Origin of the sequence: Rhodococcus wratislaviensis (genome assembly GCF_900455735.1) — a bacterium.
Taxonomy (GTDB): domain Bacteria; phylum Actinomycetota; class Actinomycetes; order Mycobacteriales; family Mycobacteriaceae; genus Rhodococcus_F; species Rhodococcus_F wratislaviensis.
In genome coordinates this window covers 64,217-80,168 of record NZ_UAUI01000029.1, presented here as the reverse complement: position 1 = coordinate 80,168, position 15,952 = coordinate 64,217, and the positions used below count along the sequence as shown (strand labels likewise).

The window sequence follows — 15,952 nt, the reverse complement described above, 5'->3', positions numbered from 1 at the left end:
CCTCAGTTCACGTGATGGTGGTCGGTCCGGCTGATCGCGACAGCCGAGACGATCACCCCGACCACCACGCCGACGAGCGTGTCGACGACGCGGCTCACCGCGATGTCCGGTGCGACCGCCGACCCGAGTCCGGTGAGCAGCAGAGCCATGGGTGTGATGGCGACGGACGCGAACGCGTAGTTCTTGATGACCACCAGTTCGGTCACGGTCTGCAGCACCACGATGACCACGACGGTCTGCCAGTACCCCATCGCTGCGGCGATCAGCCCGGCGGCGAGGACCGCCCCTGCCACATTGCCGACGAGGCGTTGAATTCCCCGCTGCACGGTCTGACTGAAGTTGAACCCCTGCATCGCGGCCATCGCGCCCATCGACGCCCACAGCGGGTGCTCCAATCCCATTGCCACACAAATCCATCCGGCCAGCGCGGCCGCAGCGGCGATACGGGCCGCGTTGACGATCCCCTCCCGCGACCGCAGCGCCAGGCGACCGTCTGCGAAGAAGCCACCCGGCTTCGGCAGCACCGCGGGATCCGCACCGAACGCCGAAAGATCGCTGCGGCGCTTCACCTTACGAAGTTCGGACTCGTGATCGACGAGCGCACGCAGGGTGTCGTGGTCCCGCTCGTGCGCCCACCGATCGACCAGCGTGTCCGCTTCGGCGAGAAGCGCGAACAATTGGTGGGAGTGCCCGTCGCGGCCCCGTCCGCTGTGCGCGATCACGTCACGCGCGTTGTCGATGGCCTTGCGAGCGGACGCGATCGCGGAAGTGTCGTGTGCATGCTCCAGTTCCGCGGCCGCGGCCAGCGCCCGCGCCACCGCCAGCCGGGCGGGCCCGAGGGGAACGAACAGGCAGGGCGTCATGGCGGCGAGCCAGCCCACGACGACCCCGACCGCAACGGCCACGACGGCCGGTCCGAGATCGGAGAAATGGGTTGCGTGTCCGACGGCCGCGGTCGCCGCGAAAATCAGGATGACAGGGCCGGGACCGGCGATACGGAACGCCGCCAGCAGCCACGCGGCGACCCCCGAGGCCACGGACATGGCCGCTATCTGCAGCCAGAGCGGCAGTCCCGCAGCACCGAGGAGCGCTCCTCCGGCGACGAAGGCGATGAGTGCGACACCGACGAGACCCGCCTTGCGGGCGAGCCGGGGGTACGGCTCGTAGCGGCCGAATGCGGCGGTCAGCGCACCGAGCGCCGCGAAGCCCGCGAGGTTGCCGTGCCCGAGAAGACCACCGATGACCAGCACCAGGGCAGTTGCCGCACCCACCCGCAGTGCGGGTGCGATGGTGGCATCCGCATTCCGGACCTCGAACGCACGACGCCATGTCGAGGGCGCCACCGAGTAGGCCAGCGCCCCACGGGAGTGATGGAGCCGGCTGAGGTCGGGTGCGTATCGAGTGGAAGCCTGCATGACCTCAGCGTACCGTATACTTCACTAGTAAAATAGTTCTGAATTAGTGTGAAGTTGGTCGCTACGATGGTTTTCATGAGCACTGCCCCACGTCCGGATGAGGACTTCACCGATCGCGTTGTCGATGTAGTTGACGAGGTGCGTCAGCGGAATCGTCATCGCCAGGTAGAACAGGCCGGCGGCGACGAGCGGCGACAGGTTGCCGGTCTGGGCGTTGAGGTCGCGGCCGACGGCGAACAGTTCCCGCTGGCTGACGAGCAGGCCGAGGAAGTAGATCAGCGACGAGTCCTTGATCAGGGAGATGAACTGGTTCATCAGCGCGGGCAGCACCCGTCGCACACCCTGCGGGACGACGACCAGCGTCATCGACTTCCGGTAGCTGAAGCCGAGCGCCCGGGACGCCTCGAGCTGTCCGGGTTCGACGCTCTGGATGCCGGACCGGAAGATCTCGCCGATATAGGCGGACGCGAGCAGTGACAGTGCGGCCGCACCGAGCCAGTAGGGGTTGTTGCCGGTGAGTCCCTTGACGATGGGGCCGGCGCCGAGGCCGACGATGAGGATGATGACGACGGCGGGCAGGCCGCGGAACACGTCCGTGTAGACGCGGGCGGGCCAGCGGAGCCAGCGGGTGCGGGAGATCCCGGCCATGGCGAGCAGCATGCCGAGGACGGTGCCGACGATGCCCGACGCCAGCGCCAGGATCAGCGTGTTCGGCAGACCGGTCTTGAGCAGATCGGGGAACGCCCGCGTGTAGAGGTCCCAGTCGAAGAACGTGTCCTTCAGCTGCTGGAGTGTCGACTTGGGTTCCGCGACCGGGGTTTCGGTCGTGTCCTGCGCGTTCTGGGCGGCGAGCGCGGCGAAGTCGGGCAGGTCGGGCGCCGGTGCCGCCTTGCTGCCGGGTTTCCAGCCCTCGGGCAGTTCGCGGGGCACCCAGTCGGAGTACAGCTGGGCCCAGGTGCCGTCGGCGATGACGGCGTCGAGCCCGGAGTTGAGGGCGTCGATGAGCGGCTGGTTCTCCTTGTTGACGGCCCAGCCCACGAAGTTGTTGACGCTGAAGGTGTTCTCGACGATCGACGTGGGATCGCCCGGCGCGATGGCACCCTCGGCCTGCTGCGACGGCGCCACCCAGGCGTCGATCTGCCCGGACTTCAGGTTCGCGTAGGCGGTGGCGTAGTCGGGGAACTTCACCGGGTTCAGCTTCAGCGTGTTCACGACGTAGTCGTCCTGGACGGTGCCCTGGACGACGCCGATGCGGGTCGTCGCGGTGAGGTCGTCGAAGCCTTGGATCGGACCGCCGTTGGGAACGACGAGGGAGAAGTAGCCGAAGTCGTAGCCGTTGGTGAAGCCGACGGTGTTGCGGCGCTCGTCCGTCGTCGTGATGGACGAGGATCCGACGTCGAAGCGGCGGCCGGCCACCTGGGCGAGCAGGCCGGCGAACTCGGTGCCGACGAAGTCGACGCGCAGGCCCAGCTTGTCGGCGACGGCCTTCAGTAGTTCGTTGTCGTAGCCGGTGAACTGGTTCTCCGAGTTCACGCAGATGCTCGGCGGCGCGTCGGACAGCGTGCCGACGGTGAGCACGCCGGGGGTGATGAGGTTCAGTTTCGACGCGTCGATCTGGTCGATCGGGGTGGTCGACGGCGTCGTGTAGCGGTCTTCGGCCGCGGCGCCTGCGGCGGCCAGGTTGGTCGGGGCCGCGGTGGCCGCGCCGACGCCGGGTGGCGAACACAGATCCTGCGGTGCCGCCCCGGACGTCTCCCCGTCACTCGAACACGACGACAGGGTCAACGCCAGCAGGACGGTGAGCAGTAGCGCCACCACCACACGGATCTTCGCTCCGACGGAAGAAAACATGGTGAGCAGCGTAACCCTGGAAGTCGGGATTTCCGGGGTCGGAGGACGTCCGGGGCGACGCCCGTCACTCCCCTTGTTTGTCATACAAACAAAGTCAAGTTATTGTTTGTCATACAAACAACTAGGAGTGCAGTCATGGTGCCGCAGACGGGACGAGCAGCGCGAGCCACCCGGGAGTCCGGTCGTCAGACCCGCGACGCCCTGCTCGCCGCCGCCACGGAACTCTTTCTCGAGCACGGCGAGGGTGTCCCGATCACGCAGATCTGCGCCGCCGCCGGGGCCCACCCCAACCAGGTCACCTACTACTACGGTTCCAAGGAGCGACTCTTCGTCGAGGTCGCGTGCGGTGCCGTGCTGCGCGCCGGTAAGCGGGCCGAGGACGACGCGGCCACCGCGGAGACCGTCGGCGACTACACGGAGAAACTCGTCGGCTCCCTGCTCGGGCCCGGCGCGCCCAGCGTCGAACTCTTCACGTCGGCGATGCTGATGACGGGACGCCGCAGCGAACTGCGCGACCTCATCACCGACACCCTCCGCACACTGCACTCCTCGGGCGAGGACGCGCTGATCCGCACCCTGATGCGCACCGGCTGGCAACTACGCGCCGGCATCGACGTGGAATCGAAGGCGTTCTGGTCGGCGATCTTCGGCCTGGTGATCCAGAAGACCGCCACCGGTGAGAGCTTCGGCTACTCGCTGGAGGAGGCCGTCGCCGTCATCTTCGCGAACCTGCAGATCCCCGAGACCGTCCGCAACACCTCCATCGACTGAACCCCTCTTCTCCAAGGAGCGCGATGAACATCGTTCGCGTATTCGACAGCAACGTTCGGAAGGCGCCCGACAAGGCGTTTCTCCATTTCCAGGGTCGCGACCATACGTATGGTTCCGTGCAGGACGGTAGCCGCCGCGCCGCCGCCCTGCTGCGACAACTGGGTGTCGGGCGCGGCGACCGCGTCGCCCTCATGTGTTTCAACACCCCCGGTTTCGTCTACGCGATGCTCGGGGCCTGGCGCCTCGGCGCGGTGGTGGTGCCGGTCAACCACAAGATGCAGGCACCCGAGGTCGACTACATCCTGCGGCACGCGCAGGTGAAGGTCTGCGTCTTCGACGGCGAACTCGCACCCGTCATCGAGCGACTCGAGACGCCGGTGCAGCTGCTGTCCACCGACACGGCCATGGAGGGCCGCACCTGCTTCGACGACGCGATCGCGGACCTGGACGGCATCGACGGCATCGAGCCGGACGAGAACGACCCCGCGGAAATCCTCTACACGTCCGGCACCACCGGCGCGCCCAAGGGTTGCGTGCACAGCCACCGCAACGTCGTGCTCGTGGCGACGACGGCGGCCCTCGGCCTGTCGATCACCCGCGACGAGCGACTGCTGATGGCCGTCCCGATCTGGCACGCGTCGCCGCTCAACAACTGGCTGATGGCGACGCTCTACATGGGCGGCACCGTCGTCCTCGTCCGCGAGTACCACCCCGTCCACTTCCTGGAAGCGGTACAGCAGCAACGCATCACGCTGTGCTTCGGACCGCCGGTCATCTACACCACGGCACTGAATGCGGTACCGGATTTCGCCGACTACGACCTGTCCAGCGTCCGGGCCTGGCTCTACGGCGGCGGGCCGATCGGAGCCGACGTGGCGCGCCGGCTCGTCGAGTCGTACCGGACCACCCGCTTCTACCAGGTGTACGGGATGACGGAGACGGGTCCCGTCGGGGCCGTCCTCTACCCGGAGGAACAGCTCGCGAAGGCCGGTTCGATCGGCCTGGCGGCGCTCGCCGGCGTCGACATGCGCCTGGCCGGCCCCGACGGCGTCGACGTGCCCGCCGGGGAGATCGGCGAGATCTGGCTGCGCACCGAGACCGTGATGCAGGGGTACCTCGACGATCCCGCCGCCACCGCGGCCGTGTTCGCCGACGGAGGCTGGTACCGCACAGGCGATCTCGCACGCCAGGACGACGACGGCTACCTCTTCATCGTCGACCGGGCGAAAGACATGATCATCACCGGCGGCGAGAACGTCTATTCCAAGGAAGTGGAGGACGCCATCTCCGGCCACCCCGACGTCGTGGACGTCGCGGTGGTGGGCCGGCCGCACCCCGAGTGGGGCGAGACGGTCGTCGCGCACGTCGTGTGGCGCGAACCGGACGTCGTGGGTGCCGACGACATCCGCGGCTACCTGTCGGACAAGCTGGCGCGCTACAAGATTCCCCGTGACTACGTGTTCGCCACCGTGTTGCCCCGCACCCCCACCGGCAAGATCCAGAAGCACCTGATCCGCTCCGCGAGCTGACTCACGAAAGACAGTGTCATGACTACTTTTTCCGAAACGAACGTCACCCATCCCGCACCCCACCGGACGCACACCGTGCTCAACCAGTCGGTGCCCCGCGCCGACGTCAACGAGTTCACCCTCGACACGGTGCTGGCCGAGGGCGTGCGCCGCCACGACGCCGACTGGGCCACCGGCGAACTCACCGATATCGGCGCACTCGTCGGCAGCGCCACGTTCCAGCACGACGCCGAACTGGCCAACACGATCATCCCCGAACTGAAGACGTTCGACCGCTGGGGCAACCGGATCGACGAGGTCGAATACCACCCGAGCTACCACCGGATCATCTCCGCCGCCGTCGCGCACGGGGCGCACACGTCGGCGTGGGCCGACCCGAAGCCGGGCGCGAACGTCGCGCGCGCAGCGGCATTCATGATGTTCGCGCAGATCGAACCCGGACACTCCTGCCCGATCTCGATGACCAACGCCGTCATCCCCTCCCTCGACCTGCAACCCGACGTCGCCGCGATCTGGAAGCCGCGCGCGCTGTCCCGCAGCTACACTCCCGAACTCGATGCACCCGGCAAGGCGTCCGCGATCTTCGGGATGTCCATGACGGAGAAGCAGGGCGGCTCGGACGTGCGGGCCAACACCACCGTCGCGACACCCGCCGGACGCGGCGGTCCCGGCGCCGACTACCTGCTCACCGGGCACAAGTGGTTCTGCTCCGCGCCGATGTCCGACGCGTTCCTCGTGCTCGCACAGGCGGAAGGTGCGGGCGGCGAGGGTCTCTCGTGCTTCCTGCTGCCGCGCATCCTCCCGGACGGCACTCGCAACGTCTTCCGCATCCAGCGGCTGAAGAACAAGCTGGGCAACAAGTCCAACGCGTCGTCCGAGATCGAACTCGACGGCACCGTCGGCGTCATGGTCGGCGAACCGGGACGCGGCGTCCGCACCATCATCGAAATGGTCGCGCGCACCCGCCTCGACTGCGTGCTCGGCAGCACGTCGGGCATGCGGCAGTCCGTCGCCGAGGCGGTGTGGCACGCCCGGCACCGCTCGGCGTTCGGGAAGGTCCTGGCCGATCAGCCGGCCATGACGTCGGTGCTGGCCGACCTGGCGCTGGAGTCGGAGGCGGCCACCGTCACCGCGCTGCGCCTCGCCCGGGCACACGACGAGGACGCGAACGAGCAGGAACGCAGCTTCCGCCGATTGGCGACCGCGGTCGCGAAGTACTGGATCTGCAAGCGCGGCCCGCACCACGCCTACGAGGCGCTGGAATGCCTGGGCGGCAACGGGTACACCGAGGACTTCCCGCTCGCCCGCCGCTACCGGGAGCAGCCCGTCATGGCCGTGTGGGAGGGGTCGGGCAACGTCATCGCCCTCGACGTCCTGCGCGCGATGACCCGCGAACCCGACAGCGTCGCCGCGTTCGACGCCGAGGTGAACCTGGCCCGCGGCAGCAACGCGCTGCTGGACGACCACCTCGACCGGGTCCGTCGTCAACTCGGCGAACTCGCCGGACTCGACGCTGCGTCCGCCCAGTTGCGTGCCCGCACCGTCGTCGAATCGATGGCCCTCGCACTTCAGGCGTCGCTGCTGACCCGGTTCTCGCCCGCCGCCGTCGCCGATGCATTCATCGACGCCCGCCTCGGCCCCGACCGGACCCACGAATACGGCACTCTCTCCCCGTCCGCCGACCTGCAGGCGATCCTCAGGCGGGCGTAGGCGGCTCCGCCGCCCGTGCGCGGTTGACGAGTCTCTGGACTCCTCAACCGCGCACGGGTGCGGAGCGCCCTCGAACTCTCACGGCGGTCCCCGCGCACACGACGACGGCTACTCCGCCGAGGACGGTGGCCCAGGTGAGCTGTTCACGCAGCAGCAGGGCCGCCCAGCAAATGGTGAACACGGGTTGGACCAGTTGGACCTGGCTGACCTGCGCCATCGGCCCGATCGCGAGCCCGCGATACCAGGCGAAGAAGCCGAGGAACATGCTCACCACGCCCAGGTACGCGAACGCCGCCCACTCGATCGGTGAGGCGGTCGGCGGCTGCCGGACCGCCGAGATGACGGTCAGGGCGATCATCAGCGGCGCGGAGAGCACCAGGGCCCAGGACACCGTCTGCCATGCGCCGAGCTCGCGGGCGAGGAGGCCGCCCTCGGCGTATCCGACGGCGGCGGCCACGACGGCTCCGAACAGCAGCAGGTCCGACCAGTGCAACTGACCAACCCCGCCGCCCTGCATGGATGCGAACAGGACGGACGCCAGGGCACCCACCCCCGCCATGATCCAGAACGACAGCGGTGGACGCTCTTTGCCCCGGAGGACAGCCGTGACTGCTGTCGCCGACGGCAGCAGCGCGATGACGACGGCACCGTGGCTGGCGGACGCAGTCGTCAGGGCGAAGGACGTGAGAAGCGGGAAGCCGAAGACTATTCCCGCCGCCACCACGGCGAGTCGCATCCACTGCGCACGCTGCGGCAGGCGCTGCCGGGTCAGCGTCAGGGCCGCCGCTGCGAGCACCGCCGCGATCACGGCCCGGCCCGAGCCGATGAACAGCGGCGACAATCCGCCCACCGCCACCCGAGTGAACGGCACCGTGAACGAGAACGCCGCCACCCCGAGCAGGCCCCACCGGAGACCGGCACGAGAATGCGATAACACTGGTGCGTGAATTTGAGTAGCGCTACTATCTACCGTCATGGTCAACGATAGCAGTGCGCGCATCGTCGCCGCACTGGGCAAGTGGATCGCCCAGGCGCCACCCGGGGCGCGGCTCCCATCGACCCGCTCACTGGTCGCCGAATACGCGGCAAGTCCGGTCACCGTGCAGAAGGCCCTGCGCACCCTCACCGCGCAGGGACTGATCGAGAGCAGGCCCGGCGTCGGGACGTTCGTTCGCGCCGTTCGGACGGCGCGGCCGCTCGACTACGGATGGCAAACTGCGGCTCTGCGATCCCCGCAGAGCCGCCTGCCTTCGCTGTCGACCCCGATGCGCCGGCCCCCCAACGATGCGATCGCGTTGCACGCGGGCTATCCGGACCGGGAACTCCTACCGGAGCGCCTGGTCCGGTCGGCGCTGACCCGAGCAGCCCGCAGCGACGCCGCGCTGTCGCCCTCTCCCGCAGCGGGTCTGCCGGAACTGCAATCGTGGTTCGCCCACGAGCTCGGCGGCTCGACACCGGTCGGCGTCACGCCGCCCACAGCGAGCGACGTCATCGTGTTGCCCGGAAGTCAGAGCGGGCTCAGCTCCGTCTTCCGGGCCCTGGTCCCCGTCGGGCAACCGTTGCTGACGGAGTCGCCCACGTACTGGGGCGCGATCCTGGCCGCGGCCCAGGCCGGAGTGCGCGTCGTCCCCGTCCCCAGCGGACCTGACGGCCCCGACCCGGACGAGCTGGCCCGCGCCTTCGAGGAGACCGGCGCCCGTGTGTTCTACGCGCAACCGAACTACGCCAACCCCACCGGCGCACAATGGTCGAACACGTTGGCCGAAAACATATTAGAGGTAGTACGGGCGAACGGGGCCTTCCTCGTCGAAGACGACTGGGCCCACGATTTCGGAATCGACACCAACTCCAACCCCGTCGCCGCGCACGACGACGCCGGCCATGTGGTCTACCTCCGCTCGCTGACCAAGAGCGTGTCGCCGTCCATACGCGTCGCCGCAGTCATCGCCCGCGGTCCGGCCCGGGAACGCATCCTCGCCGACCGCGGAGCCTCCTCGATGTACGTCAGCGGACTCCTCCAGGCCGCGGCACTGGACGTCGTCACCCAGCCCGGGTGGCAGACCCACCTGCGCAATCTCCGGCAACAACTCCGAGCACGCCGCGACCTGCTCGTCACCAGCCTGCGCGAGCACGTCCCCCGCGCCCATCTCACCAGCGTGCCCAAAGGCGGATTGAACCTGTGGGTGCGCCTGCCCGACGAAACCAACCTCGGACAACTCGTCCGCGACTGCGAAGCGGCAGGAGTGCTCATCGCCCCCGGCGCCGAGTGGTTCCCCGCCGAACCCGCCGGGCCATTCATCCGACTCAACTACTCCGGCACCAACCCCGGCGCCTTCCCCGAAGGCCTACGCGTGATCGGCGACAAACTCGCGGCTCCGCCGCCCGTGCGTGGTTAAGGAGTCCAGAGACTCGTCAACCACGCACAGGCGCGAAGCGCCTACTTCAGCACCGTCGGACCCAGGAACTCGCACACCTGCAGGGCGAGAGCGAGATCCAGCTTGCTGTGCGTGCCCGTGGCGGGGTCGCCGAGTGCCTTGGTGATGCGGTATTTGACGGTGTTGCGGTGCAGGTTCATCTGCTGGGCGGTGTGGAGGTGGCTTTCGCCGGTCGCGAAGTAGGTGCTGAGCGTGGTCCGCAGTGTCGCGGCCTGGTCGGTGTTCTCCGCGAGTGGGCCGAGGACCTCCCACACCCAGGCACGGGTGGAGTCCAGGTTCTCGGCGAGGAGCGAGACGACGGCTACACCGCGGTCGCCGAAGCCGACGATCGGCCGGGCCGGGGTGTTGGGCACGGTGGCGACCGAGTAGGCGGCGCGGGCCTGCTCGTGCGATCGCCGGAATCCCGCGACCCCGGTCGCAGGTAGTCCGATCGCGGTCCGGATTCCCGGGTTCGCGGGCAGGGCCGCGGCGAGTTCGGTGGTGTCGAGGACGGGTTTCCGGCGACCGAAAGGGAGCCAGGCCCACAGTGTTCGGCGGTCGATGGCGGTGACGATGGGTGCGGAGTCGGTGGCGAGGTGGCGGGCAAGGTCCCGCACGTAGTGGTCGAGGGTGTTGAGGCTCGCCTCGGTGTCGGGACCGGTGGACCACAGGATCATCGCGACGTGCGTCTGCTCGAGCCGGTAGTGCGTCTCGGCCTCGAATGCGGACCCGTCGTTGCCCGTTCCGGTGAGGAGGGTGTGGATGGTCGACGAGTGGACGTTGCCGCGGGCACCCAGCCATCGCCGTCGTTCCTGCTCGTAGGCGTCGAACACGTACAGCGTGATCCAGTCGATGTAGCTGTACACGACCTCCGAAATGTGTTTGAGCACAGCGAGGGTCAGCGGTCCGGACAATTGGAGTGAGCTGACCTCGTCGTAGCAGATCTTGATCAGGTCGTCCTGGCCCATGTGGTAGGCCCGGACCAGCGAGTTCGACGACACGTCGCGTTGCGCCAGCCGCAGCGCGTACTCCACGGCGGCCGTGGTGGGCTGCAGGTGATCGACGGGAATGTCGTTGGCGAGGACGTGCACGATCGTCGAGACGTTGCCGTTCACGCTGGCCTCGAGCAGTTCGACGAGTTGCGGGTCTTCGTCGAGTTGGTCGATCTCGTGCGCGAGCAGCGCGCTCATCGTGCGGGTGATCTCCGCCTGCCGCGCATCGAGTTTCCGGGCGATGCCTGCGACGATGTCGAGGACCTCGGCCTCCGCCATCGCGGGCACCCGCGCCATGCGACGCCTGGCACCGGCGCCGCGGTCGCCGGGGGCGGGACTGCTCACAGCACGTCCCCTCCGCCTCGTCGCAGAAAGCGCAGGGCCGATTGCGCCGCGTTGTACCCACACATGCCGTGTGCCCCGGCGCCGGGCGGCGTCGATGCCGAGCACAGGTACGTGCCGGGGATCCCGGTGCTGTACGGGTCGAGGGCGATGCGCGGCCGCAGCACCACCTGGGTCTCGGTGTTGGCGCCGCCGATGATGTCACCGCCGATGTAATTGGGATTCGACGCGGCCAGTCGCGCCGGTCCGCTGCTGACCGTGGCGACGATGCGGTCCCGGAACCCGGGCGCGAATCGTTCGATCTGCGCGGTGATCGCCTCCGTCGCGTCTCCCGTGTAGCCGTGCGGGACATGGGCGTATGCGTACAGCGGATGCAGATTTCCGTTCGATCGTCCGGGGTCGGCGACATACTGCTGGCCGACGAGGACGAATGGCCGCTGCGGCATCCGCGCGGATGCGACGTCGCGTTCGGCGGCCGCGATCTCGGCGAAAGTGCCACCCAGGTGGACGGTCCCGGCGCGTCCGCAGTCGGGATCGGCCCAGGGCACCCCGCCCTCGATCGCGAAGTCGACCTTGAACGCGGCGGGCGCGTGCTTGAACCGCCGGTACGCGCGGGCCACCCGGCCGGGCAGGCGAGTGCCCAGGATGCCGAGCGCGGCGGACGGCGCGACGTCCAGCAGGACGACGTCGGCGGTCGGGAGTTCGTTCCACTCGCGGACGTGGACACCGGTCGTGATCTTGCCACCCCGGTCGGTGAGCATGGCCGCCAGTGCACCGGTGATCGACTGCGATCCGCCCTCGGCGACCGGCCAGCCGTAGCGGTGACCGGCGGCGACGATCATCATGCCGACCGCCGATGTCGCGGGCCGGTCCAAGCGGTAATAGGCGTGCGCGGCGGCACCGCCGAACAGTGCGCGGGCCTTGTCGGTGCGCCACCAGCGGGCCGTGACGGCGGCAGGCAGGAGGGCTCGGGGCCCGAAGCTCGCGAGCTTCAGCGGGTGCCGGGGCACGTTCGCGATCGGACGCATCAGGTCGGCGGCGAGGTCGTCGAAGCCGTCGGCGAGCCCGCCGAACATGCGCTGCCAGCGCCCGCCGTCCTCGCCGAGTCCGGCGGCGGTGGCCGCGACCGACCGGTGCAGCAACCCCGCCTCACCGGAGTCGAGGGGGTGGGCGCAGTCGATCTCCGGCCACTTCCACGTCAAGCCGTATCGGTCGAGGTCGAGGGTCTGCAGGTACGGCGATCCGGCGCCCATCGGGTGGAACGCCGAGCACTCGTCGTGCAGCAGGCCGGGGACGGTGAGTTCGCCGGAGCGGGTGCCGCCGCCGATGGTGTCGGCGGCCTCGAGGACCTGGACGTCGACGCCGTGCCGGGCGAGGTGGACCGCGGCAGCGAGCCCGTTGGGCCCGCTGCCGACGACGACTGCGGTGGTCACGGCCGCACCACCAGATCTGTCTCCTGCATCTTCGCCTCCCGCGTTCGCACGTTCGAGCCGTCACGTTCCAGTGTCCACTGCACGTCGAACGGAATGGGACCGTTCGGCAGCCACGGCTGCTCGTCGATCGCGTCGGACACCTTGTACGTTCCCCGCTCGATGACACCGAGGGCCGCGTCGATCACCTTGTACTGCTGAGTGCCCCTGTGGATGGGCTGCGATTCGATCCAGGCGACGACGAACTCGCCGGGCGCGAAGTTGCAGCGCCGCTGGAGTGCGGCGATCAGGAACTCGTTGTGCAGATGGCCGTCACCGAAGTTGAACGCCACCAGCGAGTTGCAGCTGAACTCGGCCTCACGCAGCGAGTAGGTGTCGATGTCGTCGCCGAGGTGGCGCATCATCAGCGAGAACAACGCCCGCCCCTGGCTGTGCATCGACCGCCAGCCGAGCAACTGGTGCATCACCACGTCCGCGACCTCGGGCGGGTAGGTGGCCAGCAGCTGGGTGCGCGTGTTCTTGGTGGGACGGATGATGTGCTCGTCGAGCTTCTCCTCCGCACCCGGGGCGAAGGCCCAGGTGGCGGACGCCCAGTTGCCGGCGTACTGACGCATCGACGGCAGGAACGAGACGAGGTCGGGGCGCAGGTTGCCGAGGATCGGGAAGAACACCAGGGCGGCGACGATCACCGCGGTCAGCCACACCGAGGACATGTCGGCGACGCCGTACCCGTCCCAGGCGGGGAATCCGAGGAACAGGAAGATCGACGCGTAGGCGAAGAGCAGGTTCCACTCGAGCGGCACCGCCAGCGGGAACGTGGACAGGATGAACAGGTGGAACGCCACCATCAACGCCACCGCGAGCAGGGTCAGCGTGCGATTTGTGGAGAACAGCAGCACCAGCGGGGTCACCACTTCCACGACAGTCCCGAGCACGTGGGCGACACCACCGGCGACGATCGACGGCCGCAGGTCCTCGGGGAAGTTGCGGTAGTGGGCGCGCTTGATCTTCTTGAACGGCATCCACGGGGTGTTGGACAGCATCGGCGGCACCACCATCGAGAAGTGGTGGCCGAGCTTGGAGACGCCCGCCCCGACCCACACCGAGACGATCAGCAGCTTCAGCGCGATGATCATGTCCACGAACGGAAGGACCCCGAAGAAGACGATCGCGGGCAGGTACTGCTCGCTGCGGGCCGCGATGAAGATGACCTTGTCGCGCAGACCGATCAGCACCAGCAGCGCGATGAGGGGAAACAGCACGGCGGGGCGGACGAGTCCGGAGTTGTCGGTGATGGCAGCGTCGATCGACGACGTGTGTACTCCCGGAAGTATCAGCGCCACAATGATGTTGAGCAGTAACGCCGCGTAGATCAGGACGTCGCCGACGGTGCGGGTGTCGCCCGAGGTGAACGGCACCTTCCCCGGCCACGGTGGGAGCCTGATGGTCCCGGGGCGCAGCCAGTACAGGATGCCGCCGGTCATCGGCTTGAAGTGGCCGGCGAGCGGACCCCACGAACCGGCGAGACCCACCGATTCGAGCAGGACTGTCCACAGGATCAGCTTCTGGTAGACGATCGGCTGGTTCCACCAGGCGCCGACGTCGAGGACGTTCAGGCCGGACGTGAACGTCGCGAGCGACAGCCCGATACCGAGGTAGAGGACGAGCAGTTTCAGAATGTAGATGGTGTGCACCATCTTCGGGGTTCCGAAGCCGTAGTCGACCCAATGGGTCGACATGGCGCGCAGGCGGTCGCGGAACGGAAGGTCGAGGAAGGTGGCGGGGTCGACTTCGGGGAAGTTCCCGGTCTTGAATCCCATGGGAGGCTCCTGAGGGTAGGGGGCATCGCCTCGGGTGCGTCCCGAGGTGTGGAGTTCTACTGGATCAGCTGACGGCGGCAGGCCGATGCCGGCTCCGCAGTCCCGGCTTGTCGATCTTGCCGACGGGGTTGCGGGGCAGCGCGTCGACGATGTGAATGGCAACCGGCAGTTTGACTTTCGTGAGTCGGCTTGTCAGGTGCTCGGCCAGGACGTCGTGGGTGACGGTGGTGTCCGGGTACGTGACCACGTACGCGACCGGCACCTCGCCGTACACGTCGTGCGGGGCTCCGATCACGGCCGACTCGAGGACGTCGTCGTGCGTGGCGAGGGCGTTCTCGATCTCCTTGGGGTAAATGTTCTCCCCGCCGCGGATGATCATGTCCTTGATGCGGTCGACGAGGGTGAGGTAGCCGTCCTCGTCGAGTCGGCCGACGTCGCCGGTGTGCAACCAGCCGTCGACGACGGTGCGTTCCGTTTCCTCGGGGCGGCCGAGGTAACCGCGCATCACGTTCGCGCCCCGGATCACCACCTCGCCGACCGTCCCCGCCGGGACCGGTGTCCCGGACTCGTCGACGATCGCGATGGTCTGACCCGGCAGCGCGGGGCCGACGGTGCCCGGTTTGCGAACACCGGCAGGCGGATTGCACGCGGACGCGCACGTGCCCTCGGTCAGCCCGTAGCCCTCGACGATGACGAGTCCGAAACGCTGTTCGGCGCGGTCGAGGAGTTCCTTCGAGATCGGGGCGGCCCCGCAGACCGCGAAGCGCAGCGAGGAGGTGTCGCCGACGGTGTCCTGCGAGACCAGAAGGGCGTAGATGGTCGGTACCGCGGAGAAGTACGTCGGGCGCAGGCGGGCGACGTCGCCGAAGAACCGCGCCGGCGAGAAACGTCCGGTGACGCTCAACTGGCCGCCGGCGAGTATCGGGGCCAGGAAGCTGACGCAGATCGCGTTGACATGGAACAGCGGCAGGATCAGGAGGCAGTGGTCGTCGGCGGTCAACGAGAAGTGCTGCACCATCGACACGCTCATGAACTGCAGGTTGTCGTGGGTGAGCATGACGCCCTTGGGGCGACCGGTCGACCCGGACGTGTAGATCAGCAGGGCGAGGTCGTCTCCGCCGGCGGTGATGCCCGGTTCCCAGGCGGGATCGGGGATGGTGGCCATGTCGTCGACGGCGATCGCCGGACGACCGCCGGTCGGTGCGTCGGGTCCCTCATTGACGACGAGAACCGCTGTGGCGTCGCCGATCTGATAGTCCGCCTCGCTCGCGGTGAAAGTGGGATTGACCGGCGTCGCGGCCGCACCGATTCGCCAGGCAGCCATCAGGGCGATGAGCAGTTCCGCCCGGTTCGGCAGCATGATCGCGACGACGTCGCCCCGTCCGACACCGTTCTCGGACAGCTGCGCGGCGAAGGCATCGACCCGGTCCGCGAACTGCCGGTACGTCAGTTCGAGTCGGTCATCGCGCAGGCACGGCGCGTCCGAACGCTCTGTGGCGAGGTTCCAAGCGAAATAGCCGATGTGCGACACGATTTCGTCCGCCCTTTCGTTGTGGTGTGATCCACAACACTATCGACGGGCTTTCGTGCAAGAAACGGCCTCGGGGGCTCGAGTTCGGGCGGTTCGTTGTCGGTTGAGCACAATCGCGACCGTCCGGGGGTTGACACCGCGCCGCGG

The 15,952-nt window shown here is 68.3% G+C and carries 11 protein-coding genes; 4 read left to right on the top strand and 7 right to left on the bottom strand.

The genetic code is table 11. The annotated features are described in order from the left end of the window. Positions 1-2 precede the first annotated feature (2 nt). Both DTA22_RS35095 and DTA22_RS35090 read right to left on the bottom strand, forming a co-directional pair. Positions 3-1,415: an FUSC family protein gene (locus DTA22_RS35095; protein WP_112302467.1), complete on the bottom strand. Its 1,413-nt coding sequence runs from the start codon at positions 1,413-1,415 to the stop codon at positions 3-5. A gap of 24 nt (positions 1,416-1,439) precedes the next feature. Continuing rightward, positions 1,440-3,266: an ABC transporter substrate-binding protein/permease gene (locus DTA22_RS35090; RefSeq protein ID WP_245973436.1), complete on the bottom strand. Its 1,827-nt coding sequence runs from the start codon at positions 3,264-3,266 to the stop codon at positions 1,440-1,442. 135 nt (positions 3,267-3,401) lie between these two features. Here DTA22_RS35090 and DTA22_RS35085 point away from each other — a divergent pair, with 135 nt between their 5' ends. The 3 genes from DTA22_RS35085 to DTA22_RS35075 are packed head-to-tail and all read left to right on the top strand — an operon-like array spanning position 3,402 to position 7,276. Beyond that, positions 3,402-4,037, top strand: coding sequence for a TetR/AcrR family transcriptional regulator C-terminal domain-containing protein (locus DTA22_RS35085; protein WP_112302466.1), 636 nt, complete (start codon positions 3,402-3,404; stop codon positions 4,035-4,037). A gap of 23 nt (positions 4,038-4,060) precedes the next feature. Further along, the gene (locus DTA22_RS35080; RefSeq protein ID WP_112302465.1) at positions 4,061-5,566 is read left to right on the top strand and encodes a class I adenylate-forming enzyme family protein; all 1,506 of its coding nucleotides are present in this window, start codon (positions 4,061-4,063) and stop codon (positions 5,564-5,566) included. 18 nt (positions 5,567-5,584) lie between these two features. Then, positions 5,585-7,276 (top strand): acyl-CoA dehydrogenase family protein, encoded by a 1,692-nt coding sequence (locus tag DTA22_RS35075; RefSeq protein WP_112302464.1) that lies wholly within the window; start codon positions 5,585-5,587, stop codon positions 7,274-7,276. Positions 7,277-7,319: 43 nt separating this feature from the next. Here DTA22_RS35075 and DTA22_RS35070 read toward each other — a convergent pair whose 3' ends face one another. Then, positions 7,320-8,252: a DMT family transporter gene (locus DTA22_RS35070; RefSeq protein WP_112302463.1), complete on the bottom strand. Its 933-nt coding sequence runs from the start codon at positions 8,250-8,252 to the stop codon at positions 7,320-7,322. Here DTA22_RS35070 and DTA22_RS35065 point away from each other — a divergent pair. After that, positions 8,251-9,672: an aminotransferase-like domain-containing protein gene (locus tag DTA22_RS35065; RefSeq protein ID WP_112302462.1), complete on the top strand. Its 1,422-nt coding sequence runs from the start codon at positions 8,251-8,253 to the stop codon at positions 9,670-9,672. The two genes, DTA22_RS35070 and DTA22_RS35065, sit on opposite strands and share 2 nt — an antisense overlap. 41 nt (positions 9,673-9,713) lie before the next feature. Here the strand turns inward: DTA22_RS35065 and DTA22_RS35060 are convergent, their stop codons facing one another. From DTA22_RS35060 to DTA22_RS35045, 4 genes are all read right to left on the bottom strand, one after another. Continuing rightward, positions 9,714-11,027, bottom strand: a complete 1,314-nt coding sequence (locus DTA22_RS35060) for a PucR family transcriptional regulator (protein WP_370181938.1) — start codon at positions 11,025-11,027, stop codon at positions 9,714-9,716. Further along, on the bottom strand, positions 11,024-12,457 hold the full coding sequence (locus DTA22_RS35055; protein WP_112302461.1) for a phytoene desaturase family protein: 1,434 nt from the start codon (positions 12,455-12,457) through the stop codon (positions 11,024-11,026). The genes DTA22_RS35060 and DTA22_RS35055 overlap by 4 nt, the downstream gene beginning before the upstream one ends. Beyond that, entirely contained in the window at positions 12,454-14,274 is a 1,821-nt protein-coding gene (locus DTA22_RS35050) for a DUF3556 domain-containing protein (protein WP_112302460.1), read from the bottom strand. The genes DTA22_RS35055 and DTA22_RS35050 overlap by 4 nt, the downstream gene beginning before the upstream one ends. A 64-nt stretch (positions 14,275-14,338) precedes the next feature. After that, positions 14,339-15,805, bottom strand: a complete 1,467-nt coding sequence (locus tag DTA22_RS35045) for a class I adenylate-forming enzyme family protein (protein WP_112302459.1) — start codon at positions 15,803-15,805, stop codon at positions 14,339-14,341. Positions 15,806-15,952 lie beyond the last annotated feature (147 nt).

Bases quoted from the DNA above. Each gene is read 5' to 3' on its own strand.
- DTA22_RS35095 (WP_112302467.1), bottom strand. From the start codon at position 1,415: ATGCAGGCTTCCACTCGATACGCACCCGACCTCAGCCGGCTCCATCAC.
- DTA22_RS35065 (WP_112302462.1), top strand. From the start codon at position 8,251: ATGGTCAACGATAGCAGTGCGCGCATCGTCGCCGCACTGGGCAAGTGG.
- DTA22_RS35085 (WP_112302466.1), top strand. From the start codon at position 3,402: ATGGTGCCGCAGACGGGACGAGCAGCGCGAGCCACCCGGGAGTCCGGT.
- DTA22_RS35080 (WP_112302465.1), top strand. From the start codon at position 4,061: ATGAACATCGTTCGCGTATTCGACAGCAACGTTCGGAAGGCGCCCGAC.
- DTA22_RS35075 (WP_112302464.1), top strand. From the start codon at position 5,585: ATGACTACTTTTTCCGAAACGAACGTCACCCATCCCGCACCCCACCGG.
- DTA22_RS35090 (WP_245973436.1), bottom strand. From the start codon at position 3,266: ATGTTTTCTTCCGTCGGAGCGAAGATCCGTGTGGTGGTGGCGCTACTG.
- DTA22_RS35050 (WP_112302460.1), bottom strand. From the start codon at position 14,274: ATGGGATTCAAGACCGGGAACTTCCCCGAAGTCGACCCCGCCACCTTC.
- DTA22_RS35070 (WP_112302463.1), bottom strand. From the start codon at position 8,252: ATGACGGTAGATAGTAGCGCTACTCAAATTCACGCACCAGTGTTATCG.